This window comes from Bacteroidota bacterium, assembly GCA_016713925.1.
In the GTDB taxonomy this organism is placed as follows: Bacteria; Bacteroidota; Bacteroidia; order AKYH767-A; family OLB10; genus JAJTFW01.
In genome coordinates, this window is sequence record JADJOH010000007.1 from 657,434 (window position 1) to 681,137 (window position 23,704).

At 42.7% G+C, this 23,704-nt stretch carries 20 protein-coding genes and 1 pseudogene; 18 read left to right on the forward strand and 3 right to left on the reverse strand.

The genetic code is table 11. The annotated features are described in order from the left end of the window. Window positions 1-64 precede the first annotated feature (64 nt). Both IPJ86_10895 and asnB read right to left on the reverse strand, forming a co-directional pair. On the reverse strand, window positions 65-2,572 hold the full coding sequence (locus tag IPJ86_10895) for a glycosyltransferase (GenBank protein MBK7887771.1): 2,508 nt from the start codon (window positions 2,570-2,572) through the stop codon (window positions 65-67). 3 nt (window positions 2,573-2,575) lie between these two features. Next, the gene (gene asnB, locus IPJ86_10900) at window positions 2,576-4,495 is read right to left on the reverse strand and encodes an asparagine synthase (glutamine-hydrolyzing) (GenBank protein MBK7887772.1); all 1,920 of its coding nucleotides are present in this window, start codon (window positions 4,493-4,495) and stop codon (window positions 2,576-2,578) included. Window positions 4,496-4,556: 61 nt separating this feature from the next. Between asnB and gldF the strand changes: the two genes are divergently transcribed. The 10 genes and pseudogenes from gldF (at window position 4,557) to IPJ86_10950 (ending at window position 15,900) form a co-directional block, all read left to right on the forward strand. Next, the gene (gldF, locus tag IPJ86_10905; protein ID MBK7887773.1) at window positions 4,557-5,291 is read left to right on the forward strand and encodes a gliding motility-associated ABC transporter permease subunit GldF; all 735 of its coding nucleotides are present in this window, start codon (window positions 4,557-4,559) and stop codon (window positions 5,289-5,291) included. Continuing rightward, on the forward strand, window positions 5,285-6,967 hold the full coding sequence (gldG, locus tag IPJ86_10910) for a gliding motility-associated ABC transporter substrate-binding protein GldG (protein ID MBK7887774.1): 1,683 nt from the start codon (window positions 5,285-5,287) through the stop codon (window positions 6,965-6,967). Before gldF ends, gldG begins: the two co-directional genes overlap by 7 nt. Beyond that, the gene (locus tag IPJ86_10915; protein ID MBK7887775.1) at window positions 6,939-7,880 is read left to right on the forward strand and encodes a DUF4340 domain-containing protein; all 942 of its coding nucleotides are present in this window, start codon (window positions 6,939-6,941) and stop codon (window positions 7,878-7,880) included. The genes gldG and IPJ86_10915 overlap by 29 nt, the downstream gene beginning before the upstream one ends. A 120-nt stretch (window positions 7,881-8,000) precedes the next feature. Next, the gene (gene dnaN / locus IPJ86_10920; GenBank protein ID MBK7887776.1) at window positions 8,001-9,122 is read left to right on the forward strand and encodes a DNA polymerase III subunit beta; all 1,122 of its coding nucleotides are present in this window, start codon (window positions 8,001-8,003) and stop codon (window positions 9,120-9,122) included. A 152-nt stretch (window positions 9,123-9,274) separates the two neighbouring features. Then, window positions 9,275-9,517 carry a hypothetical protein gene (locus tag IPJ86_10925; GenBank protein ID MBK7887777.1) on the forward strand — a complete coding sequence of 81 codons (243 nt, stop codon included), beginning with the start codon at window positions 9,275-9,277 and terminating at the stop codon, window positions 9,515-9,517. Window positions 9,518-9,696: 179 nt separating this feature from the next. Continuing rightward, window positions 9,697-11,946: a bifunctional (p)ppGpp synthetase/guanosine-3',5'-bis(diphosphate) 3'-pyrophosphohydrolase gene (locus IPJ86_10930; GenBank protein MBK7887778.1), complete on the forward strand. Its 2,250-nt coding sequence runs from the start codon at window positions 9,697-9,699 to the stop codon at window positions 11,944-11,946. Between the two features lie 20 nt (window positions 11,947-11,966). Continuing rightward, window positions 11,967-12,465: pseudogene (locus IPJ86_10935) on the forward strand (transcriptional repressor). Between the two features lie 12 nt (window positions 12,466-12,477). After that, the gene (locus IPJ86_10940; GenBank protein ID MBK7887779.1) at window positions 12,478-12,825 is read left to right on the forward strand and encodes an STAS domain-containing protein; all 348 of its coding nucleotides are present in this window, start codon (window positions 12,478-12,480) and stop codon (window positions 12,823-12,825) included. Window positions 12,826-12,886: 61 nt separating this feature from the next. Next, on the forward strand, window positions 12,887-14,164 hold the full coding sequence (locus IPJ86_10945) for an adenylosuccinate synthase (GenBank protein ID MBK7887780.1): 1,278 nt from the start codon (window positions 12,887-12,889) through the stop codon (window positions 14,162-14,164). Between the two features lie 95 nt (window positions 14,165-14,259). After that, entirely contained in the window at window positions 14,260-15,900 is a 1,641-nt protein-coding gene (locus tag IPJ86_10950) for an organic solvent tolerance protein OstA (protein ID MBK7887781.1), read from the forward strand. Window positions 15,901-16,337: 437 nt separating this feature from the next. On the opposite strand, the gene IPJ86_10955 is transcribed toward IPJ86_10950, so the two are convergent. Then, window positions 16,338-17,069, reverse strand: a complete 732-nt coding sequence (locus IPJ86_10955) for a DUF4197 domain-containing protein (GenBank protein MBK7887782.1) — start codon at window positions 17,067-17,069, stop codon at window positions 16,338-16,340. Window positions 17,070-17,363: 294 nt separating this feature from the next. Here IPJ86_10955 and IPJ86_10960 point away from each other — a divergent pair, with 294 nt between their 5' ends. The 8 genes from IPJ86_10960 (at window position 17,364) to rimO (ending at window position 23,704) form a co-directional block, all read left to right on the forward strand. Further along, window positions 17,364-18,608: a competence/damage-inducible protein A gene (locus tag IPJ86_10960; GenBank protein ID MBK7887783.1), complete on the forward strand. Its 1,245-nt coding sequence runs from the start codon at window positions 17,364-17,366 to the stop codon at window positions 18,606-18,608. 44 nt (window positions 18,609-18,652) lie between these two features. Next, window positions 18,653-18,886: a 50S ribosomal protein L28 gene (gene rpmB / locus IPJ86_10965; protein ID MBK7887784.1), complete on the forward strand. Its 234-nt coding sequence runs from the start codon at window positions 18,653-18,655 to the stop codon at window positions 18,884-18,886. 54 nt (window positions 18,887-18,940) lie between these two features. Continuing rightward, window positions 18,941-20,311 carry an aminopeptidase P N-terminal domain-containing protein gene (locus IPJ86_10970; GenBank protein ID MBK7887785.1) on the forward strand — a complete coding sequence of 457 codons (1,371 nt, stop codon included), beginning with the start codon at window positions 18,941-18,943 and terminating at the stop codon, window positions 20,309-20,311. 180 nt (window positions 20,312-20,491) lie between these two features. Further along, a complete protein-coding gene (rpmG, locus tag IPJ86_10975) occupies window positions 20,492-20,674 on the forward strand; it encodes a 50S ribosomal protein L33 (protein MBK7887786.1) in 183 nt (60 codons plus the stop codon). A 29-nt stretch (window positions 20,675-20,703) separates the two neighbouring features. Further along, complete coding sequence (locus IPJ86_10980) at window positions 20,704-20,859, forward strand: DUF4295 domain-containing protein (GenBank protein ID MBK7887787.1); 156 nt, start codon at window positions 20,704-20,706, stop codon at window positions 20,857-20,859. 79 nt (window positions 20,860-20,938) lie between these two features. Beyond that, complete coding sequence (ftsY, locus tag IPJ86_10985; GenBank protein ID MBK7887788.1) at window positions 20,939-21,901, forward strand: signal recognition particle-docking protein FtsY; 963 nt, start codon at window positions 20,939-20,941, stop codon at window positions 21,899-21,901. A gap of 1 nt (window position 21,902) precedes the next feature. Next, window positions 21,903-22,388: a hypothetical protein gene (locus IPJ86_10990; protein MBK7887789.1), complete on the forward strand. Its 486-nt coding sequence runs from the start codon at window positions 21,903-21,905 to the stop codon at window positions 22,386-22,388. Between the two features lie 2 nt (window positions 22,389-22,390). After that, window positions 22,391-23,704 (forward strand): 30S ribosomal protein S12 methylthiotransferase RimO, encoded by a 1,314-nt coding sequence (gene rimO / locus IPJ86_10995; protein ID MBK7887790.1) that lies wholly within the window; start codon window positions 22,391-22,393, stop codon window positions 23,702-23,704.

Sequence of the window (23,704 nt, forward strand, 5' to 3'; positions counted from 1 at the left end):
AATAAGATTGGTTTTAAGCTATCTGACAAAAGTAAATAATTTTTATTGCATCAAGTGTCAATTCTCAGTGTTTCTTCAATAGTGAGTGATAAAGGGTCCTTATGTCAGAAGTTAATCGGTCATAATTAAATCTTGACTGAGTAAATGCGGGCCCTGATAAACTCATTTTATACCTCAATTGTTCATCATTCACCAGTCTGTCCAGAGCCCTGGTAAAGGCAATAAGGTCGTTAGTGGGTACGAGAATAGCTGTAACGTCGGGAATAACAATATTTTGAACGCCACCTACATTGGTTGAAATGATAGGTACTCCTGCAGCTTGTGCTTCTATTAAACTTGCGGGAGTTCCTTCATTCAATGAAGTCAATGCTATAATATCTATTCCGCACATGGCTTTGTCTGCTTCAAAGATCCAGGAGGTGAAAATTAATCCGGCCTCAGGGTCTGGTTTTTCGGGGCAGGAATAGGCTATACCTGACTGCTCGCAAAACTCTTGCATTTCTGCTCTTTGTTCCCCATCCCCGATGATGAGTCCCTTTATTTTAACTTTTTTGTTTATGTAGACATTGTGCCAACCCTGAATGAAAAGTTTTAGGTTTTTGATGGGTACAATCCTTCCTATTATACCAATGGCTACGGTATCATCGTCAATGCTGAAACGATTTCTGAATTCCCGGCGTTTAATTTCCTTATCCGTATGAAAGGGCGCCAGATCATATCCAAGCTCTACAATATGTACTTTAGAACTTGGTGCAATTTTATAGATGTCGCAAAGCTCATGTTTTTGATTTTCACTGATGGCAATAATACCGGAACTGATTTTCCCAAGAAAACGTTCCATTTCTAAGATCATTTTTGTTTTGGTGCTCCCGAAATAACTGTGAAACACGTGTCCGTGAAAAGTATGCACAATTACAGGTACATTCGCTTTCCAGGCAGCAATTCTTCCAACCATTCCCGCTTTAGCTGCATGTGTATGTACGATGTCAGGCTTAAAGTCCCGGATGATTTTTGTGAGATGGAGGAAGGCCTTTCTGTCTTTCAGAAAGTTTAATTCCCGCATCATATCCGGAATATATACCGGCTCCAGTCCAAGGTTTTCCAACATGAACTCTGAGCTTTCCTCTGAATCTTCTTTTATACCCGCTACAATCATCGTTTCAAATTCAGGTCGCAAACGGGCAGCAATACTCGCAGCATTGTAAGTAATACCACCAAGATTAAGTCTGTTCACAATTTGCAGAACTTTATACCTTGGTTTAACATTCCGAATTATTACCGGCGTAACAATTTCAGGATATTTTCCTGCCGTTGAATCGACAGTTATAGGATGTTCGCCGATAGAAGGCCTTTCGGGTAGGTAAAGACCTTTTGATGGAATGGATTCCCGTTGGAGAAGTTCATTGTAATAGTTTCGTACGTCTGATACTAATCGCTCCACACCAAATTTCCCCGATGCAAATTCAGGACCTAATGCGCTCATCCTTTTTCGGAGTTGCTCATCAGCAATAAGTCTGGATAAACTCTGCGTAAAGGCCTCTTCGTCGCCGGTAGGAACAATTAATGCTGTTTCATTGGGAATAATGGTGTCCCGTAAAGCACCGGCATCCGTGCTGACTATAGGTTTTCCTGCTGCCTGCGCTTCAATTAAACTTACCGGAGTTCCTTCGTTATTTGAACTGAGAGCTACAATATCAATTCCTGCTAAGGCCGTTTCTATTTCAAGTATCCAACTGGTGAAAGTAAGGCTGGCATTGGAATGATTTTTCTCGGGAGTATTGTAAATCAGACCAATAGACTTGCAAAGTTGCTCAAGTGCTGCTCTGTCCTCTCCATCTCCAATGATAAAAGCATGGATCTTTTTCCCATAAATGTTTACCAGATTTTTCCAGGCGTGAATGAAAAGAGGATGGTTTTTAATGGGCACCAACCTTCCAATAATTCCGACCGCCAGGGTGTCTTCGGAAAGATGGTATTTTTTACGAAATTCTTTCCTTAAGAAATCTTGATTAAGGGAAAAACGGCTTAAGTCAAAACCGAGTGGAATGGTTTTGATCTTTTCAGGTTTGCATATATTATATTGCTCGCTTAACTCTTGCTTTTGTTTTTCACTGATGGCGATAATACCGGTGCTGAGCCTGGCCATCATTTTTTCAATACCTATGAATATGTTGGTCTTAGCAGGATTGAAATAACTATGGAAAACGTGTCCGTGAAAAGTATGTAAAATGATGGGTACACCCAATTGGTATGCAGCTATTCTACCCAATGTCCCGGCCTTGGCAGCATGTGTATGAACAATATCGGGTTTGAAATTTTTAATGATATTTTTAATGTCAGTAAAGGCCTTCCTGTCGTCCGTGAAATTAATTTCCCTCCTCATGGTATGGATATAATAAGGACTGAGTTGCATCCGGTCAAGAATAAATTCAGAACTTTCCTCTGATTCATCTCTCATCCCTGCCACTAACATGGTTTCAAACTCCGGAGAAAGATAGGAGGAGAGGTAGGCCGCATTGTAGGTGGGTCCACCCAGATTTAATCTATTTATTATACGGAGTACTTTTGGCATTTTTTAATTTCCTTGCTGCTTGTCCCACCAATATTGAAATACGAGAAGAGCCCATACTCGGGCTGTTGCCTCTCCCTGCTGTTTACTGTCGATGAGTTGCAATAGATTTTTTACTTCTTGTGGATTGAAAATTCCTTGTCTTCTGATTTTATCATCGGCCAGTACATGCTTTATTTCTTTATTCAAGCTTCCCTTGAACCAATTTGAAAGAGGTATCTCAAATCCTTGCTTTGACCGTTGAAAGATCTCTACCGGTAACAAATGTCCGAAACTATCCCGGAGTATTCTTTTTTGAGAAGTTTTATTTATTTTGAAGGAAGCCGGTAGACTAAAGGCAAAATCCACTACCTCAACATCTAAAAAGGGAACCCTTACCTCGAGACTATTGGCCATTGACATGAGATCAACTTTAGTAAGCATATCCCCGGGTAAAACCAATTTACAATCGTTGAGGAGTATTTTGTTAAAATCATAATCTCCCTTGCAATATTGGGTGAGTTGGTTCTTTCTTCTCTTGTCTTCTTGAATCAGGTGTTTCTGTAACTCCGGATGCAATAACCTGAAGGCATTTTCTTCGCTATTGATCGCGCACCATCTCCAATATCTTTCTTGTGTACTTAACACTGCTCCTTCTGCAAATCGGTGCAATTGTCGAAGCTTATTCCCTAATTTACTTTGCCTTGAGCCACTGAATGCTTTTAGCCCGAAGGAAATTAAAGGTGCAAATTTTCCTGTTAATTTATATTTTTGAATCAACCATTCCGCTCTGTGTTTTCTGTATCCTCCAAAAAGTTCATCGCTTCCATCGCCACTCAATGAAACTGTGACATGTTTTCTGGTTTCCTTCGACAGTATATAAACTGCTAATGCAGAAGAGTCAGCAAAAGGTTCATCAAAATGTCGGCTCATCTCCGGTAAAGCTCCTACTAATTCATCATCCTGAAGAATAAAGGCGGTATGTTTTGTATTGCAATGATTTGCAACCATTTGACTATACACTGTTTCATCAAAGGCAGGTTCATCCTTGAATCCGATAGAGTAGGTATGAAGTTCCTTCGTATGCCTTGCCGCCAAAGCGGTAATAATAGAGGAATCTACTCCGCCACTCAAAAAAGCACCTAGTGGAACATCGCTGATCAATCTTCTCTCAACAGCCGCATCCATAAGGTTGAATAATCGTGTACAACTTTCCTGATAATTGCTTTCAGAGTATTGATGATCAGTGGTGTAAGGGATCTCGTACCAGCCTTTTTCAGTGATTTCTTCAGGAGGGTATTTCCCATTTCCGGTCTGAAGGAGAATATAATGTCCCGGCTGAAGTTTATAAACATCACGATAAATACTATAGGGTACAGGAATGTAATTCAACTGAAAATAAAGCAGCAGACTATTGTAATCAATCTCTGCAGGAATCCCCAGCATTTTCAAACTTTGGATTTCCGATGAAAAAATAAACTGCTGATGGTCGAAATAATAATATAGCGGCTTTATTCCGTAACGATCGCGGGCAATAAAGAGGGTTTGCTTCACATGATCATAAATACTAAAGGCAAAAAAGCCGTTAAGTTTGGAGAGGCATTTTTCCTCATATTTTATATAAAGTTGAAGAAGCACTTCCGTATCAGAGGAAGAATGAAAAGACCGGCCATCTGCAATCAATTCATTTCTCAATTCCCTGAAATTAAAAATTTCACCGTTAAAGACTATAGTATAGCGCTTCTCCGGATCATGCATGGGCTGATGAGCGGAATTGCTTAAATCTATAATTGACAACCGCCTATGCCCTAGTGTTATTCTTTCATGCTTGTAAATACCATAGTCGTCAGGACCGCGGTGAACCATTGACTTCAAAGCTTCTGTAAACCGAATTTGGGAATCCCCTTCTTGTTGGTTTATTGAATAAAGTCCTAGTATGCCGCACATTTTACACAACAAAAGTATAAATCCTTAAACACTTGTTTTTCTTTATGTATTTTTGCCCCCTATGTTTTCCCTGATCCTCAAGGAAATCAACAGTTTCCTGAATTCCCTCATCGGGTATATCGTGATAATTGTGTTCCTGCTGACCATCGGATTGTTCCTTTGGATCTTTCCTGACTCCGCGTTTAATATCCTGGAGTCGGGTTACGCTAACCTCGATCCCCTTTTTATTTTGACACCTTGGGTGTATCTCTTGTTGGTGCCGGCGATCACCATGCGATTGTTTTCAGAAGAAAAGAAAACCGGGACGATAGAGTTATTATTGACCAAGCCGCTTACAGAGATGCAAATCGTTGGAGCAAAATACCTGGCCGGAGTGATTCTGGTGTTATTCTCGCTATTACCGACGCTGGTTTATTATTATTCCGTCCGTAGCATCAGTTTGCCTGCAGGAAATATCGATTCCGGTGCTATCTGGGGTTCTTATATCGGACTCTTATTATTAGGTGCTTCTTTTGTCGCCATTGGATTATTTGCTTCTTCACTGGCCGATAATCAGGTGGTGGCCTTTATCATCGGATTTTTCCTCTGTTTGTTTTTTTACAAAGGTTTTGAGTCGATTGCAGCACTATTCGGAATAGGAAAATTGTCGACTATAGTTTTTGGATTAGGTATTAATGCGCATTACATGAGTTTGAGCAGAGGAGTGGTGGATACCCGTGATATCGTTTATTTTATAAGTATCATTTTGTTCTTTTTATTTCTGACCCGATTTATAACCGAAAGCAGGAAATGGTAAAGCAATCAACTCCTGTTAAAAATTATCGGGCGCAAGCCTTCCTGCAAATGGGATTACTTGCGGGTATTCTTCTCTTTGAAAATAGCATTGCATCCTTTGTTTTCACCCGCTTTAACCTAACCGATGATAAGCGATTTACGCTAACTGAACAAAGTAAAAATCTGGTTGGCGGTCTGAAAGATGTGGTCTACATTAAAGTATATCTGGAAGGAGATTTTTCTCCCGGTTTTTCGAAGCTGCGAAATGCCACGAAGGAGTTACTTGATGAGTTGCGCATTTATTCCAAAGGAAATCTGGAGTATGAATTCATCGATCCTTCCGCTCATCCCGATGAGAAAGAACGTAAATCCATCTATGCCCAGTTGTATCAAAAGGGCATTCAGCCCACCACATTGGAAGAACGCACGAAGGAAGGTATTAAAAGAACCTATATTTTCCCGGGAGCGCTGGTGAGTTTTGCGAATGTGGAGATGCCCGCGCTGTTATTAAAAAGTCAGCTGGGAGTGTCGCCGGAGTTGATGTTGAATAATTCAATTCAGAACCTGGAGTTCGAGTTTTGTAATGTGATCCGAAAAGTCACGAACCCTGCCCGTCCGGCAATTGCTTTTCTTGAAGGACATGGCGAACTGGATACCTCTCGCGTTGCCGACTTAGCCAATGAATTAAGAGCATCTTATGAATTAAAGCGGGTGGTGATTGGCGGACGTCTGGATGCCTTAAAAAATTTCAAAGCCCTGGTTATTGCTAAGCCGGATAGTGCGTTTGATGAGAAGGATAAATTTGTGATTGATCAGTTTGTAATGTCTGGCGGAAAACTCGTCTGGCTGATTGATCCGATGCAGGTTTCCATGGATAGTTTGCAGCAGCGGGGTGAGATGATTGCATTGGCCAGAGATTTGAAACTGGAAGATATGCTCTTTCGCTATGGTGCGCGTGTGAATTATGATCTTGTGCAGGATTTGATCTCTTCATTAATTCCTGTCGTTACAGGGATGGTGGGAAGTCAACCTAAACAAGAACTTTTACCCTGGTATTATTTTCCGGTGATGTCACCTCGCTCAAAACATCCTATTGTGAATAATCTGAACGCGGTGAAAGGGCAGTTTGTAAGCAGCATTGATCCTATTGACGCTCCCGGAATTACACATACAGAGTTGTTAACAACCTCTCAGTATACCAAACTCAGTCCGGCACCGGTTCGCGTCAGCCTCGGTGTGATGCAATATAAGCCTGATCCTGCCATGTTCCCCCAGAAATATGTTCCGGTTGCCATGTTGCTGGAAGGGAGCTTTACTTCCTTGTATAAAAACCGGATTCCTCCAGCCATTGCAGAAAGCAAGGAAATTGGATTTAAGGAGAAGAGTGTTCCTTCGGCGATGGTGGTGATAGGAGATGGTGATATCGCCCGAAATGATATGTATAAAGGGAGTCCGGTGGCGCTGGGATTTGACCGTTATACAAATACGTCTTATGGCAATAAATCCTTCCTTTTGAACGTAATGGATTATCTCTGTGATGATGCAGGACTCATGGAAATCCGTACCAAGGAATTTCGTCTCCGTCAAATCGACCCTGCTGTTACGGAGTCCGATACTCAACCACTTCGTGTACTCAATGTGTCGCTACCTATTCTGATAATACTCTTATTTGTCAGTCGCGGATACGGCAGTAATTGACAAGATTTTTTTAGCTGATAAAGATGGTCATAGTGCAACAATCACCCGGGTCAATCCGGATACATGGCTGGTAAATAATAAGTACATCGCCCGTAAAGATGCAGTTGATAATTTGCTGTATACCATCAAAGCGGTGGAAGTGAGGAGTCCGGTGGGTAAAAATCTTTATAATAATACGATGAAGTTAATGGCTGCAAAGTCGGTTAAAATTGAGATTTATGAAGGGCAGAAAATACTTAAAACGTATTATGTAGGACATCCCACCATGGACAATCTGGGTACATTTATGTATCTGGAAAATTCCACAGTTCCCTTCATCACACATATTTCCGGTTTCAATGGTTTTTTGAGCAGCCGGTATATTTCCAATGAAGCCGAATGGCGGGATAAAGCCATTTTCCGAATTGATCCCCGTACCATTACCGATGTTTTAGTTCGTGATTTTTTGCGCCCGCACCGTTCATTTGAACTTAAAAGACAGGCCGATTCCAGCTATACCGTTACGAAGCTGGAAGATAAGACTCCAGTAAAACCGCTTGATGTCACGAAGGTGAGAACTTTTCTTTCTGCTTTCAGGGATACCTATTTTGAACGGTTGGATCATGCGATTTCGAAAAAAGTGCGTGATTCGGTGCTGGCAGCCGGTTCCTTCTCCGAAATCCGGGTCCGTATGGAAGATGGTAAGGAAAAGATGCTCACCTGTTTCCGTAAACCGGTGTCTCAGGGGTCACGCTTACAAATTGATTTTGAGGGCAAAGACCTTCCTTTTGACTACGATCGATTCTATGCAATAATGACCGGAGATACTTCCATGCTGGTTTGCCAATATTTTCATTTCGATCGGATTTTTAAAGATCCACGGAACTTTTTGCCCGGAAAAGATATAGTTCCGGCACAGCAGCGATTTGAATAGAGCATTTCGGGGCGTATTGTTGAAAAACTGCACCTTTCCGGCAGGTCTTCGTTGACTTCCTTGACTTATATTTGTTGGCTTCTTAATTCAAAGTAGCTGTTAAGAAAGAATATTATACCTATGAAGTTTATTGTTAATTCTGATATCCTGCTGAAGCAACTTCAGATTATCAGTGGGGCCTTACAAAGCAGTAGCCCGCTGCCCATTCTGGAGAATTTCCTGTTTGAACTGAGTCCGGATACGTTAAAAGCCACGGCCTCAGATCTTGAAACCACGATGTCTGCCGTTATTTCTGTAGATAGTAAGGAGAGCGGAAAAGTGGCTGTTCCTGCAAAAATATTGCTGGAGACATTGAAAACTTTCGGATCTACTCCGCTTACCTTTAAGGTGCAAAAAGATACTTTCCATATTGAGATCAGTTCCTCCGATGGAAAATTTAAACTGACCGGATTGAATGGTGACGAGTATCCCAAATTACCCGTAATTGATAAGCCCAACTCCATTGAAATGTCTTCGGATGTATTGTTGTCGGCTATCAATCATACTCTTTTTGCTACCGGTAACGATGAACTTCGTCCGGTAATGACCGGTGTCTTCTGCCAGTTCAGTAAGGAAGGGACCATTTTCGTGGCGACAGATGCCCATCGTCTGGTACGTTATCGCCGTACAGATATCCGTTCTTCTAAGGAAACTTCCTTCATCATGCCTAAGAAACCTCTCGGCTTGTTGAAGACATCGCTCCCCAGCGTTCATACTCAGGTGAAGGTAGATTATAACGAAGCCAATGCGTTTTTTACGTTTGATCAAGTCAGCCTTATCTGTCGTTTGGTAGATGGTCGTTATCCCAATTATGAAGCAGTTATTCCACTCGATAATCCCAATAAAATGGAAATCGACCGCCTTTCCTTCCTGAATGCCATTCGTCGTGTGAGTATCTTCTCCAACAAGACCACTCATCAGGTAAAATTCCGCATCGCAGGAAGTCAGGTGGATATCTCTGCAGAAGATGTGGATTTCGGAAATGATGCCAATGAGCGGCTGTCATGCAGTTATGACGGAAAGGATATCGAGATCGCTTTCAATGCACGGTTTATTCAGGATATGTTGAATAATATCGCTACAGAACATGTATTACTCGAACTTTCACTTCCTAACCGGGCAGGACTCTTATCTCCTCCTAAAACGGAAGCGGATCCCAATGGTGATTTGCTGATGTTGGTGATGCCGGTAATGGTGAATTAATAGAAATTATTGAATTGAAAAAGACTGTCTCTTATAAGACGGTCTTTTTTGCTTTCGGCTTCCGGCTTCCGGCTACCGGCTACCGGCTACCGGCTACCGGTTTCCAGGCGTGAGGCTAGTCTCTTGCTTCGCTCCAAGAACTTCTGTTCGCGATGGTGAGCTTAGATAACTTCCGCGAACATTGCCTCCCCACTTTCGGCTACCGGCTACCAGCTTCCGGCTACCAGCTTCCGGCTACCAGCTTCCGGCTACCAGCTTCCGGCTACCGGTTTCCAGGCGTGAGGCTAGTCTCTTGCTTCGCTCCAAGAACTTCTGTTCGCGATGGTGAGCTTAGATTACAACCGCGTGCATTGCCTCCCCACTTCCGGCTTCCAGCTACCGATAGCGGTGCATAACCGATTCTTCGCTATGAGAGTTTTCTTTCACGATTTGGAACTTCGATGTACAAGCCCTGTAGGGGCGGAATCTCTGTAACAGAGGATAACATCTACTCCCGCCAATGCCGACAGCCGACCGAAGGACGGCTGCCGGCGTATCTTGAAAAACGTCCTGTGTATTTTGTACATTTGTATCAATGTCAGATGCGAATCAACCCATATTAAAAGCAGATACGAGTGAGGATCCGATTGTGTTGGATCCGGAAGGTGAAAAGAAGGAAATTCTGAAGCGTTACAAGGCTTTGTTGAAAGCGTGTAAGCCGAATGTAGATAAGAGTGAACGTAAACTTATCCGAAAGGCTTTTGATTTATCACTGGAGGCGCACAAGGATATGCGTCGTAAAAGTGGTGAGCCGTATATTTTTCATCCGATAGCCGTTGCTATGATTGTAGCAGAGGAAATTGGTCTTGGAGAACTCTCCATCGTTTGCGCATTGCTGCATGATGTGGTGGAGGATACGCAGTATACGCTGGAAGATATCGAGCGTCTCTTTAACAAGAAGGTGGCCGGTATAGTTGATGGACTAACCAAAATTTCCGGCGTCTTTGATCATACGTCTTCCCTGCAAGCCGAGAATTTCCGGAAGATGCTCCTCACGCTGAGTGATGATGTGCGGGTAATCCTGATCAAAATTGCCGATCGCCTGCACAATATGCGGACCTTAGGTTCAATGCCGAAAGATAAGCAACTCAAGATCGCCTCTGAAACAGCATATCTCTATGCACCGCTGGCTCATCGGATGGGATTGTATTCCATTAAAAACGAACTCGACGATCTTGCACTGAAATATACCGAACCTGAAGTTTTTAAAACCATTGCCTTGAAATTGCAACAGAGTAAAAAGGAACGGGAAAAATTTATTCAGGAGTTTACCAAGCCGATCCGTGAAGAGTTGGACAAAGAAGGCTTTAAGTATGATATCAAAGGAAGACCTAAGTCGATCAACTCCATCTGGACAAAAATGAAAAAGCAGGAGGTTTCTTTTGAAGAAGTCTATGACCTTTTTGCTATTCGGATTATTGTGGATACACCGTATGAGAGAGAAAAAGCCGATTGCTGGAAAGTATATTCAGTAGTCACGGATTATTTTACACCGAATCCGGATCGTTTGCGGGACTGGATCAGTACACCAAAAGTGAATGGGTACGAATCCTTGCATACTACGGTGATGAGTAAGGAAGGGAAGTGGGTGGAAGTGCAGATTCGCACAAAGCGAATGGATGAAATTGCGGAGAAAGGATATGCCGCGCACTGGAAATACAAGGAGTCGAGTCAGGAAAGTGCGATCGATGAATGGATTTCCCGCATCAGAGATTTGCTGGATAATAGTGAATCCAATGCCCTCGATTTCATTGATGATTTCAAATTGAATTTATTTGCGGATGAGATTTTTGTATTTACTCCTTCCGGAGAGATCAAGACCTTGCCTGTTGGAAGTACAGCATTGGATTTTGCATTTGAAATTCATTCCGATATCGGTACGAAATGTATAGGTGCGAAAATTAATCATCGGTTGGTGTCGATCAGTCATCAATTGAAGAGTGGAGATCAGGTGGAAGTGCTGACATCTGCCAAGCAATTTCCGAAAGATGATTGGTTGGGATATGTAGTTACCGCTAAGGCGAAATCTAAAATCAAGACCGCTTTAAAGGAAGAGAAACGCAAGTTGGCGGAAATGGGTAAGGATATTTTTGAGCGGAAGATGAAGAGTCTGAAGATGAATAACAAGCCTTATAATGTGAATGAGCTCTTGTTGTTTTATAAAGTCTCCAACCTCACAGATTTCTATCACCGCATCGGACTTGAAGCCATCGACCTTAAAAATTTACGTGATTTCTTTGAACATAAAGAACAGGGCACGTTGAAATTGCCGGAGAAATCTGACAAGCAAACCTTTGATGATCTCGTGAAAACGATTCGCGGCAAGAGTGATATGCTCGTGATAGGAGAGGGGATTGATAAAATAGATTATAAACTATCGCCTTGCTGTAATCCGATTCCCGGAGATGAGGTTTTTGGATTTATCACCATCAACGAAGGCATTAAAATTCATCGCACCAATTGTCCGAATGCGATTCAATTGATGTCCAACTATGCCTATAGAATTGTAAAAGCCCGTTGGTTCGGACAACAGCAGATCGCCTTCCTGGTAGGAATTAAAATAAATGGAATGGACGATGTGGGTGTCGTCAGTAATATCACGAAGATTATTTCTTCGGAACTGAAAGTAAATATTCGTTCCCTGAACATTGAAAGTACCGATGGACTCTTTGAAGGAACCATCATGCTTTTCGTACACGATACGGAACATTTAAAAGTACTGATGAAAAAATTAGTGAAGTTACCGGGTATACTTTCTGTAACACGTATCGATTCCAAAGCATGAGTAAATTAAATTCAAGTCGTATGGTTCAAAATGATTTAGTAGAAAAGGTACAAGAGGTGTTTACGGCTTATCTTGAAAAAATGAATCTGCGAAAAACACAGGAACGTTTTGCCATCCTCAAAGAAGTGTATGAAATAGATGATCACTTTGATATTGAATCCTTGTTTCTGCAAATGAAAACGAAAAAATATCAGGTGAGCCGCGCTACCTCTTTACAATACGATCGAGCATTTATTGGCCTGTGACCTGGTAACAAAACACCAGTTTGGAAAGAACCTGGCCTTGTTTGAAAAATCTTATGCTTACAAGCAGCACGACCATCTCATCTGCCTCGATTGTGACAAGGTACTCGAGTTTTGCGATCCGCGAATTGAACAAATTCAATCGATGATGGGGCAAATCCTTGACTTTCAAGTGGTACAGCATAGTTTAAATTTATATGGCAAGTGCAAAAAACTGGCAAACAATGGGAAATGTGAGCATCAGACTAAGAAAAAACAAATAACTTTGACACGATAAGGAAACAAAACTATGGAGTTCGAATTTAAGATTACTGAAAAAGATAAATATGCATTGATCAGTCTGAAAGGGAACCTGATTGAGAAGAATCAGGCCAATGACTTAATGGATGAGATCAATTTGTTGTCGGAAAAGGATGGTAGTAATTTCATCATCAATTTAACTGATTTCAAATACATGAACAGTACAGGTCTCAATGTCTTGTTGGGCATTTTATCGAAAGCACGAAAGTCTGGTGGCGAAGCGGTGATTTGTGCCGTTCCCGAAAAAATTAAAACGTTATTGGTGATTACGAAATTGATCAATGTTTTTTCTGTTGTCGATAACGAAGAACTGGCTGCAAAAGCCTTTAGTAATTAATTCTAAAAAATAATCTACAGGTATTCTGCCGGTGATGCAGGATACTTTTATTTTGAATACGATGAAAGCTGATGTATTGTTGGGCCTGCAATGGGGCGACGAAGGAAAAGGTAAGGTAGTGGATGTGTTGACTCCGCGTTATGATGTTATCGCGCGTTTTCAGGGCGGACCCAATGCCGGACATACACTCGAATTTGAAGGGATAAAGCATGTTTTACATACTATCCCTTCAGGAATATTCCATTCCGGAAAAGTAAATGTGATCGGCAATGGTGTCGTTATTGATCCCGTTGTTTTCAAAAAAGAAATTGATGCCTTGGCGCAACGCGGTGTGGATGTGAAGAAGAATTTATTCATCTCCAGAAAGGCACATCTCATTCTACCCACCCATCGCCTGCTCGACGCCGCTTCAGAAGCGGCCAAAGGCATAGCAAAGATCGGATCTACGCTGAAAGGTATCGGACCAGCCTATATGGATAAAACCGGACGCAATGGTTTGCGTATCGGTGATCTGGAGCATCCGCAGTTTCGTAAAATGTATGATACCTTAGTGGCAAAGCACACGGAATTGCTTGCACATTATGAGTACGATTATAATCTGGATGATCTGGAGCCGGCATTTTTTGAAGGCGTAGAATTGATAAAACAACTGAAGCTCATCGATAGCGAATACCGTCTGAATCAATATCTCGACGAAGGAAAAGCGATTTTAGCAGAAGGTGCGCAAGGATCCTTACTCGATATTGATTTCGGTTCATATCCTTTTGTTACTTCTTCGCATACCATCACCGCCGGGACCTGTATTGGTCTGGGATTGGCTCCCGGTAAAATAGGAGAGGTGTACGGAATATTTAAGGCCTATTGCACCCGTGTAGGCAGTGGTCCATTTCCAACCGAGCTGAACGATGCAACCGGTGAAGAACTTCGTGCAAAAGGACATGAGTTCGGAGCTACAACTGGTCGTCCGCGTAGATGTGGCTGGTTAGATTTACCTGCACTTAAGTATGCGATTATGCTGAACGGAGTCACTCAGCTCATCATGATGAAGTCGGATGTATTGAGCGGCTTTGATAAAATAAAAGTCTGTACACAGTATAAATACAGAGGTGAAATCATTGATCATGTACCTTACGATGTGGTGAATGAAGAAATTGTTCCGGTATACGAAGAGATGAAAGGCTGGAGTGAAGACCTCATGGTCATCAACGATGCGGAACAATTGCCGGCTGCGCTTTTAACCTATATCGACTATATTGAGCAGGCCACAGGATTACCCATCACCATTGTTTCTGTAGGGCCGGACCGCAAGCAAACCTTGATTCGTAAAGTGGTGGCATGATGAGTAGAGCGATCGATGATTGCTTGAGCCTCCTCTTTCTGAAATTTATAAGAAGGAATTATTTTCTTGTCCATGTAGTTGTAGCTCCTCTTTAAATGTTGAATACGTCTAAAGTCTCATTGTTGCTGACCGGTAAAATTATTTTATTGGCGAACTTTGGCAATGCTTACCGGCTTTTCATAGAGGTGAAGAAGCTTGCTTTGTCTTTATTCCATATCGTTTTAATATCATGTTTCTACTCGGTCATCTTGCCGCAACATCTTTCAGCACAGGATAAGAAGCAGATTGAAATCGTTCAGGCCGGGAGTCTGGAAGGAGTGAAGGTAAATGGAGTAGAAGTACGAAGATTAATCGGAGATGTCATCTTCAAACAGGAAGATACTTATATGTACTGTGACAGTGCTTTTTTTTATGAGATTACAAACAGCATCGATGCCTATGGTACCATTCGTATTGAAGGACCCAAGGTAAAGTTATATGGAGATGTATTGCACTACAATGGAAACCTCAGTAAAGCAGATATTACAGGCAAGAAAGTTCGGTTGACCGATGGCAAGATGGATCTGACCACTACGGCCATGCAATACGATTTGGAAAAGGATATTGGAGAGTACCAAACGGGAGGGAAGGTGGTCGACAAAGACAATGTGCTCACCAGTAAGAAAGGGTATTATTATTCGAATGATCGCATCGTATTTTTCAAAGACAGTGTCGTGCTGACTAATCCAAAATATGTGATGAAGTCCGATACGCTCAAGTACAATACCTCCAATTCCACCGCTTATTTTTTCGGACCAACGCATATCAACAGTACCGGCACCGACAGTTCACATATTTATTGTGAAGACGGTTGGTACAATACCGAAACCGAGAAATCGAGGTTTACTAAGAACGCTTACATTGAATCGAAGGTCAATCGCATCAGTGGAGATAGTCTGCTATATGATCGTATTACCCGCATCGGGCGCGCCTGGAGCCATGTAGCATTAACCGATACGGTCGAGAAAATCATCATCTCCGGTGACTATGCTTACTTGAATGAACTCAGCGGAAATTCCTTTGTAACCGGCAGTAGTCTTTTAACAAAAGCCTTTGAAACCGATAGTCTATTCATGCATGCCGACACACTCTTTGCCACCCAGGATACAGCCACCAAACAGAAGACCTATTTTGCTTATCATCATGTCAGATTATTCAAAACCGATTTGCAGGCGCAATGTGATTCGCTGGTGTACAGTACAAGTGATTCCACCATTTGGTTTTATACGGAGCCGATATTATGGAGCAATAAAAATCAAATGACGGCAGAAAAAATCGCATTGGTCTTAAAAGGAAATAAAATCAACACCATGCATCTTTACACCGGAGCCTTCATTGCCGGAATGGAAGATTCGCTGCGCTACAATCAGGTAAAGGGAAGAGACATGACCGGCTATTTCACCGACAACAAACTTAGCACCATCGAAGTCACGGGTAACGGACAATCCATCTATTACTTACGCAACAAAAAGCAACAACTCACGGGAGTCAATCAAGCCGATTGCAGTAACATGATCATCTACCTCAAAGAAAATAAAATCTCCAAAATCTCCCTCCTGAAAACACCTGACGCCACCCTTTTCCCCGTCAAAGAAACCGACCCGCTCCAACTCCGCCTCAAAGACTTTAGCTGGAAAGGACATCTCCAACCCCTCCGGATGCAGGATATATTCAACTGGCCGGAACAAGGGAATTAATGAATTGATGAATGGTTGAATTGATGAATGTTTTGAATGAATATAGACTTTTTGTTTTAAGAAAATTCCTCCGTGATTCTCAGTGACCTCAGTGGCTCAGTGGTGAAAATGACAAATTCTTCGAGGACGACGATCTCTATGCAACAAAATTTGATAGTTTTTGACGAATCACTTTCTACATCAGTAATTAAATTGACAACATAAACCCCATTCGCCAACCCATTCATTGGTATCTCTCCAGTCACACAGGCCGCAGATTTGTTATGATTATTATGATTCATTATGATTATCCCTTGCGAGCCATGCGTCGAGAAGTCTCGCGATCCTTGCGTCTTTGCGCCTGCCTGTCGACAGAAAGGGTTAATCTAAATCATTATCACCATTAAGATCCCCAGCAGGAAGCCGGTAGCCGGAAGCTGGTAGCCGGTAGCCGACATTTACTTCCCTCCAAAAACTTTTTTCAAAATATCACTCACCCTTGCCGCCGGATCTTTTCTGATTTTTGTTTCTTCTATGGCAACAAGTTTGAAAAGTCCTTCAATAGCACGTTGCGTCACGAAATCATCCAGACTTGGATTTACTTTTTTTACGAAAGGAACTTTGTTATATGTGCTGAAAAGCGGATTCCAGTATTTTGTAATCTGTACTTTTTTCAGTGAAGCAGCAATGACCGGTCTGAATTCCTTGCTGAGTTGGGCGGTGGTGCTTTTGCGGAGGTATTGGGTCGCTTCATCATCCTTTCCTTTGAGAATGGTGAGTCCGTCGTTAATGGTCATGGAGGTGATGGCAGCGAGGAAAATGGGAGCGGCTTTTTTTGCAGCATCTTCGGCGGCCCGGTTAAGTTGTTTTTCAAATTCTTCTACCTGCCTCTTCATCCCAAGATTTACTAAAGTGGACCGCATATCACGTGCATCGCTGGGGAAGGGAATTTTAATCAGATTGTTTTTATAAAAACCATCGGTTTTGGATGCTTTGGTACTTGCATTTTTTGATCCGACATTGAGCGCTTCTTTTAATCCTTTGGTGATATCGGCATTCGATAATCCGCTACCCAATGAGTTGTTGACCGTGTTCAGAATATTATTGATGTCAATTTGTGCTTTTGAAAATAAACTCGAAAGCAGGAAGGCAAGCAGCAGGAACTTTTTCATAAGACAGGTGTTTTTCATCGCGGAGTCAAATATATTGCCAAATGTAATTGATATAGGGTTGAATCATTACTCCCAATCATTCTTTCTTCATTTGAAATTTTTTGGAATGGGCTTCCCGACTCCCTATGAATCATCTGATATTTTGTATTTTCACAAACTTGGAAATTTGAATGACCCGCCCAATCAAAAGGGAAGGATGAAAGATTTAAACCCTCTGCTTTAATGAGAATTAAACTTAGTCTTCATCCTTTTAAATCCGGGGAAAATAAGAAGCCTGTCATTGCTCAAATCTAAATGCCATTGTGATAAATTATGCTTGTTGAAATCATTACCATCGGAGATGAATTGTTAATCGGTCAGATTGTGGATACGAACTCGGCCTGGATTGGTCAGCAGTTGAACGCGATCGGATTCAAGGTGCATCAGATTACTACGGTGTCTGATCAGCGGGAGCATATCCTCACTGCTTTTAAGGAAGCCTCGCAGCGGGTACAGGTGGTGTTGATTACCGGTGGTCTGGGTCCGACAAGGGATGACCTGACGAAGGATTGCCTCTGTGAATATTTTAATGTGCCACTGCAGTTCAATGAGGAGGCATACATGGATGTGGAACATTTGTTTAAGATACGTGGTCGGGAAGTAACCCCGGTCAATCGCCTGCAGGCTGAACTCCCGGCCAATGCCACATTGCTTAGTAATAAGGTGGGTACAGCTCCGGGAATGTGGTTCGATGAGGGGGGTGTGGTGTATGTGTCGATGCCCGGTGTTCCCTATGAAATGAAGTATCTGATGGAAAAGGAAGTCTTGCCCCGTTTGAAGAGGAAGTATGAGGCTCCGTTTATTATGCATAGGACTATTCTTACGCAAGGAATCGGGGAGAGCTTTTTGTCGGATCTGATTTCTGATTTTGAAGATGCATTGCCCTCCTATGTAAAGTTGGCTTATCTGCCTTCCTCCGGTATGGTACGCCTGCGCCTGAGTGCTTCGGGAGAGGAGCAGTTTATTCGGGCAGAGATGGATCGATTAGTAGCAGAGTTGTCCCAAAAAACCCGGCAGTTTAAATTTGGAATGGATGATGATACTATCGAAGAAGTACTCGGTAAGTTGCTGTTGAAAAAAGGCCTCACGGTCTCCACTGCCGAAAGTTGTACCGGAGGGAATGTCGCTCATCTCATTACTTCTGTTCCCGGTTCATCGGCCTGGTATATCGGATCCACCGTTACCTATTCCTATAAAAGTAAGACCGATTTACTGGAAGTCCCTACCGATTTGATGCTGAAGCATGGTGCGGTGAGTGAAGAAGTAGTCCTTTCCATGGCAGAAAGTGTGAAAAAGAAATTCTCCACCGATTGCGCCATAGCCACTTCAGGGGTAGCAGGTCCTGGTGGTGGTACACCCGATAAACCGGTGGGAACCGTGTGGATCGGAATAAGTGTCCCGGGCAGGACCTTCGCCAAAAAAGTTCTTCTTGGAGATAATCGATTGAGAACGATACAAGTAGCTTCAGAAACCGCATTAAATATGTTACGGAAGGCAGTTCTTGCCGAAGACTTGTGAGAAATTGTTTTTTATGTATCTTTGCCCTCCCAATAAGAATAGTCATGTCTAAGATTTGCGATCTCACCGGAAAACACTCCATCTCCGGAAATAATGTAAGCCACTCGAACCGTAAAACGCGTCGTAAGTTCCATCCGAACCTGCAAACGAAGAAGTTTTTCATGCCTGAAACAGGTGAGTGGATCACCCTTAAAGTGAGCACCTCTGCGCTGCGTACTATCGATAAAATCGGTGTTACGGAAGCCATCACCCGTGCTATCGTTAAAGGTCGCCTTTAAAATAAATTACCTCGGTATTACAACCGGTAAACTGCTCATGGTTATATTTGAACTATGATACGCGGTCTACCGGTTTTCTTTTTCCTGTTCCTGACTTTCGGGGCGCAGGGGCAATGGGACGATACGGATCGTCTCCCTAAAGAATTCCATCAGCGGAAGAGAGCGGCTTTGAGGGAATTATTGCCTCCCAAAAGTGTGGCGGTTTTTTTTGCAAATCCTATTCGCAATCGCAGCAATGATGTCGACTTTCAATTCAGTCAGGATCCCAATTTCTATTATCTCAGTGGTTATACGGAACCCAATGCAGTGCTGGTTATTTTCAAGGAGGACCGCAACTTTGATGGAGTGAATACCAATGAACTTTTGTTTGTGCAGGACCGTGATGCGAAGAAGGAAATCTGGACCGGAAAGCGTTTAGGTGTAGAGGGGGCTAAGTCGATGCTGGGTTTCAGATCAGTGTACACGGGAATAGAGTGGAAGGAATTTGGCATCAACTGGACTTCGTTAAATGAAATATTTACCATATATCCCGATCAGCCCAATGCTTCACGGATGGAGAAGGCAGATTTATCTGATCTCGTGAATTACTTTAAAGAGGCTGTCGAGAGTGTGAAGGATAATGTCAACGCGTCTTCTCTTCATAAATACATGGCGCAATTGCGGGAAAAAAAGGATCCGGAAGAGATAGTTCTTCTGCAAAAAGCGATGGATATGACGATCGATGGTTTCCGGGAGATGATCCGTGAGTTGTCGCCGGGGATGTCCGAGTACCAGGCGCAGGCGATTGTAGAATATCATGCTAAGAAAGGCGGCTCCGAATACATGGGTTATCCTTCCATCTGCGGAGGCGGCGCCAATTCCTGCGTGTTGCATTATACGCACAACAGAAAGAAACTCGATGCAAAAGAGTTGTTGCTGGTGGATATGGGAGCCGAATACCATGGCTATACCGCCGACATCACACGGGCCTTGCCGGTAGATGGTAAGTTTTCTCAGGAGGAAACGATGATTTATAATTTGGTTCTTGCGGCTCAAAATGCCGGCATCGATCAATGCAGGAAGGGAAAGGGTTTCAGAGATGCGCATCATTCCGCCTATGAAGTTATTGGTAAAGGGCTGGTGGAGTTGGGAATTATTAAAGAAATCAATGCCGCGAATAAATATTTCATGCATGGGACTTCCCATTATCTCGGATTGGATGTACACGATGCCGGAACCTTTAACGCCTTGCAATCCGGTGTAGTGATGACGGTGGAGCCCGGGATTTATATTCCGGAAGGATCCCCCTGCGATAAAAAATGGTGGGGCATGGGCATTCGGATTGAAGATGATATTCTCGTTACTGAAAACGCCCCGATCATTATGACCGCTGCCTTACCCAGGACCATCCCCGAACTTGAAAGATTGATGGCTGAAGATTTTTAGCCTCCTTCTCCTTAAAAATGTTGTATTGCGGGGGATGGTTATGGAGGAAGGAAGTATCATTTCTCATTTAATGCGTTGGTTTTCAGCCATATAAATTTTAAGAGGGAAATACCTTGTCTTTTGCTCTGATTTGTAATATCTTTGCCGACCCAAAATACGGGTAATTTAATAATTGCAAACATGGCTAAGAAAGGCAATCGCGTACAGGTGATTATGGAGTGCACCGAGCATAAAAACTCAGGCATGGCGGGTACCAGTCGTTACATCACTACCAAGAACAAAAAGAATACTACAGAACGTTTGGAGTTGAAGAAGTTCAATCCGATTCTGAAAAAAGTAACTGTACATAAAGAAATTAAATAATCGGCTTAAAGCTCTAAATACAAAGAAACATGGCAAAGAAAGTAGTTGCTACACTTAAGACCGGAAAAGGCAAAGAATTCTCAAAAGTGATCAAGATGGTGAAATCACCTATCACCGGTTCCTATTCCTTTAAAGAGGAAGTGGTACATAATGATCATATTAAAGATTTTCTTAAAGAAAAATAATCTTCTGACAATCAACCAGAACAGGCAGCTTCTTTCCTTCGAAAGAAGCTGTTTTTATTATTACCACTAAGCAAAACCTATGGGATTATTTGGATTCTTCAGTAAAGAGAAAAAAGAGTCGCTGGATAAAGGCCTCGAGAAAACGCGTGAGAATTTCTTTACGAAACTCACCAAGACGCTGATCGGGAAATCCAGTATCGACGATGATGTACTCGATAATCTGGAGGAAGTTTTGGTGACGAGTGATGTAGGCGTTGAAACAACGTTGAAGATTGTGAAACGCGTGCAGGAACGTGTGGCCCGCGATAAATATTCAGGTACAAGTGAGTTGAACCGGATTTTGAAAGAGGAAATTGCTGCCTTGATGGCCGAGAATTTTAAAGGCCTCGATGAAAAAAGTAGCAGCGATAAATTACCCGCTAAGCCTTATGTCATCATGGTGGTGGGCGTGAATGGTGTCGGCAAAACGACCACGATCGGTAAGCTGGCCTATCAATTCAAAAAGGAAGGAAAGAAGGTGGTGTTGGGTGCAGCAGATACCTTCCGTGCAGCAGCCGTAGATCAGTTAACGATTTGGGCGAAGCGAGTGGATGTGCCCATCGTGAGTCAGGGTATGGGTGCTGATCCGGCCTCGGTGGCGTATGATGCAGTGGCTTCAGCGAAGGCGCAGGATGCGGATGTCTGTATCATCGATACCGCAGGGCGCTTGCACAATAAGATCAACCTCATGAATGAATTGTCGAAGATCAAACGTGTGATGGAGAAAGTGATGCCCGATGCCCCTCATGAGATATTATTGGTGCTGGATGCTTCTACCGGACAAAATGCTTTTGAACAAGCCAAACAATTTATAGCGGCTACCGAAGTGAATGCTCTTGCGCTTACCAAACTTGATGGTACAGCTAAGGGTGGAGTGGTTATCGGTGTCTCTGATCAATTTAAAGTTCCCGTGAAATATATTGGTGTCGGTGAGAAGATGGAAGATCTTCAGCTATTCGACAGAAATGAATTCGTTAATTCGTTGTTTAATTCTCAAAACTGATATGAAAAAATTAATTGCTCTTGCTGGCATCGTTATCGGCTTTCTGCGCCCGGCTTTCTCACAAGATTGGCAGATAGAAATAAAGGATAATCTGGCGAAAATGCAAATGGAACAGGTGTATCGCATTACTCCCGATAGCCTCATCATCACAGGCAAAGCGGATTATGGCCGGACCAGAGTCAATTATTTGCTGCGTAAGCTCAGCGAGAAGGAAATAGCAGTGATGCAGGATATCCTTAAAAAATTCCCTGCAGATAGCTTAAAGGAAGTTTATTTCAATGACTACAGTAACTTCAAACAAATTGACGAAGAGAATTACCCTCGATCCATTGATGTTAAAATAGAGAAAAACGGTAAAACCTATATTTCAAAAGCGACAAATGCCTGGGTAGAATTGTATGTTCGGCTATTCGATGCCGTTAACCCGATGTTTCCTGCTGAAGTGCGCGTTGTTCTGGATAAATCAAAATTTAATGTGTTTTACTAATCGTGAAGACCAAAACGCTTAAGCAGAATAAAGTGAATGTGGTCACGCTGGGTTGTTCAAAGAACCTGGTGGATTCAGAAGTCCTGATGGGTCAGTTGCGCGCCAATGATTTTGATGTGGTGCATGAAAGTAATAAGAATGATGCATCCATCGTGGTGATCAATACCTGTGGATTTATTGATAATGCCAAACAGGAATCCATCGACACCATTTTACATTATGCCAGGAAGAAGGAAGAAGGAAAGATTGAACGTTTGATTGTAACGGGATGCCTGTCCGAAAGATATAAACCGGATTTGGAAAAAGAAATTACCAACGTCGATGCTTTTTTCGGAACCCGCGACCTGCCCTTGTTGTTGAAGACACTCGGAGCAGATTATAAGCATGAACTGGTAGGAGAGCGTTTGCTGACTACACCTCGTCATTTTGCCTATATGAAAATTTCAGAAGGCTGCGATCGTCCCTGTTCGTTTTGTGCTATTCCCTTGATGCGCGGTAAGCATATTTCGCGTCCGATGGAAGAATTGGTGAAGGAAGCAACGCATCTTGTCAGTAATGGTACCAAGGAACTTTTATTGATTGCACAGGATTCTACTTATTACGGACTCGATATTTATAAAGACAGAAAGTTAGCGGAGTTGTTGCGGCGCTTAAGTGATGTGGATGGGATGGGGTGGATTCGCCTTCATTATGCTTTTCCAAGTGGTTTTCCGGAAGAGGTGTTGGACGTGATGCGTGAGCGGGAGAATATATGCAAGTATATTGATATTCCCTTGCAGCATATTTCGGACTCCATGCTGAAGTCGATGCGGAGAGGAACTACCGAAGCCCGAACCTATGCCTTGATTGATCAATTCAGAGAGAAAGTTCCGGGTATTGCTTTACGCACTTCGCTCATTGCCGGCTACCCTGGAGAAACGGAGGCCGATCATGAAGCCATGCTGCGATTTGTAGAAAAAGTGCGTTTCGATCGTCTGGGGATTTTCACCTATTCGCATGAGGAGAATACCACAGCCTATGAACTCGATGATGATGTGCCGGATGAAGTGAAGCAGGAGCGGGCAGAGGCGGTGATGGCATTGCAGCAGGATATTTCAGAAGATATTAACAGTAAGAAAGTAGGTCAGGTATTTAAAGTGCTCTTTGACCGTAAGGAGGGCGACTATTTTGTGGGCAGAACAGAATTTGATTCGCCGGAAGTGGACAATGAAGTACTCGTTTCCGCAAAAGAAAATTATATTCGTATTGGTGATTTCGCACAAGTGAAGATAACGTCAACCGCCGCTTTTGATCTCTATGGTGAGTTGGTCGGATAA

Excerpts from the sequence above, each read along its gene's own strand:
- rpmB (MBK7887784.1), top strand. The coding sequence starts at position 18,653 with ATGTCTAAGATTTGCGATCTCACCGGAAAACACTCCATCTCCGGAAAT.
- ftsY (MBK7887788.1), top strand. The coding sequence starts at position 20,939 with ATGGGATTATTTGGATTCTTCAGTAAAGAGAAAAAAGAGTCGCTGGAT.
- IPJ86_10980 (MBK7887787.1), top strand. The coding sequence starts at position 20,704 with ATGGCAAAGAAAGTAGTTGCTACACTTAAGACCGGAAAAGGCAAAGAA.
- rpmG (MBK7887786.1), top strand. The coding sequence starts at position 20,492 with ATGGCTAAGAAAGGCAATCGCGTACAGGTGATTATGGAGTGCACCGAG.
- IPJ86_10895 (MBK7887771.1), bottom strand. The coding sequence starts at position 2,572 with ATGCCAAAAGTACTCCGTATAATAAATAGATTAAATCTGGGTGGACCC.
- IPJ86_10940 (MBK7887779.1), top strand. The coding sequence starts at position 12,478 with ATGGAGTTCGAATTTAAGATTACTGAAAAAGATAAATATGCATTGATC.
- IPJ86_10990 (MBK7887789.1), top strand. The coding sequence starts at position 21,903 with ATGAAAAAATTAATTGCTCTTGCTGGCATCGTTATCGGCTTTCTGCGC.
- asnB (MBK7887772.1), bottom strand. The coding sequence starts at position 4,495 with ATGTGCGGCATACTAGGACTTTATTCAATAAACCAACAAGAAGGGGAT.
- dnaN (MBK7887776.1), top strand. The coding sequence starts at position 8,001 with ATGAAGTTTATTGTTAATTCTGATATCCTGCTGAAGCAACTTCAGATT.
- IPJ86_10945 (MBK7887780.1), top strand. The coding sequence starts at position 12,887 with ATGAAAGCTGATGTATTGTTGGGCCTGCAATGGGGCGACGAAGGAAAA.
- gldF (MBK7887773.1), top strand. The coding sequence starts at position 4,557 with ATGTTTTCCCTGATCCTCAAGGAAATCAACAGTTTCCTGAATTCCCTC.
- IPJ86_10960 (MBK7887783.1), top strand. The coding sequence starts at position 17,364 with ATGCTTGTTGAAATCATTACCATCGGAGATGAATTGTTAATCGGTCAG.
- IPJ86_10955 (MBK7887782.1), bottom strand. The coding sequence starts at position 17,069 with ATGAAAAACACCTGTCTTATGAAAAAGTTCCTGCTGCTTGCCTTCCTG.
- IPJ86_10925 (MBK7887777.1), top strand. The coding sequence starts at position 9,275 with ATGGTGAGCTTAGATAACTTCCGCGAACATTGCCTCCCCACTTTCGGC.
- gldG (MBK7887774.1), top strand. The coding sequence starts at position 5,285 with ATGGTAAAGCAATCAACTCCTGTTAAAAATTATCGGGCGCAAGCCTTC.
- IPJ86_10930 (MBK7887778.1), top strand. The coding sequence starts at position 9,697 with ATGTCAGATGCGAATCAACCCATATTAAAAGCAGATACGAGTGAGGAT.
- IPJ86_10970 (MBK7887785.1), top strand. The coding sequence starts at position 18,941 with ATGATACGCGGTCTACCGGTTTTCTTTTTCCTGTTCCTGACTTTCGGG.
- IPJ86_10950 (MBK7887781.1), top strand. The coding sequence starts at position 14,260 with ATGTTGAATACGTCTAAAGTCTCATTGTTGCTGACCGGTAAAATTATT.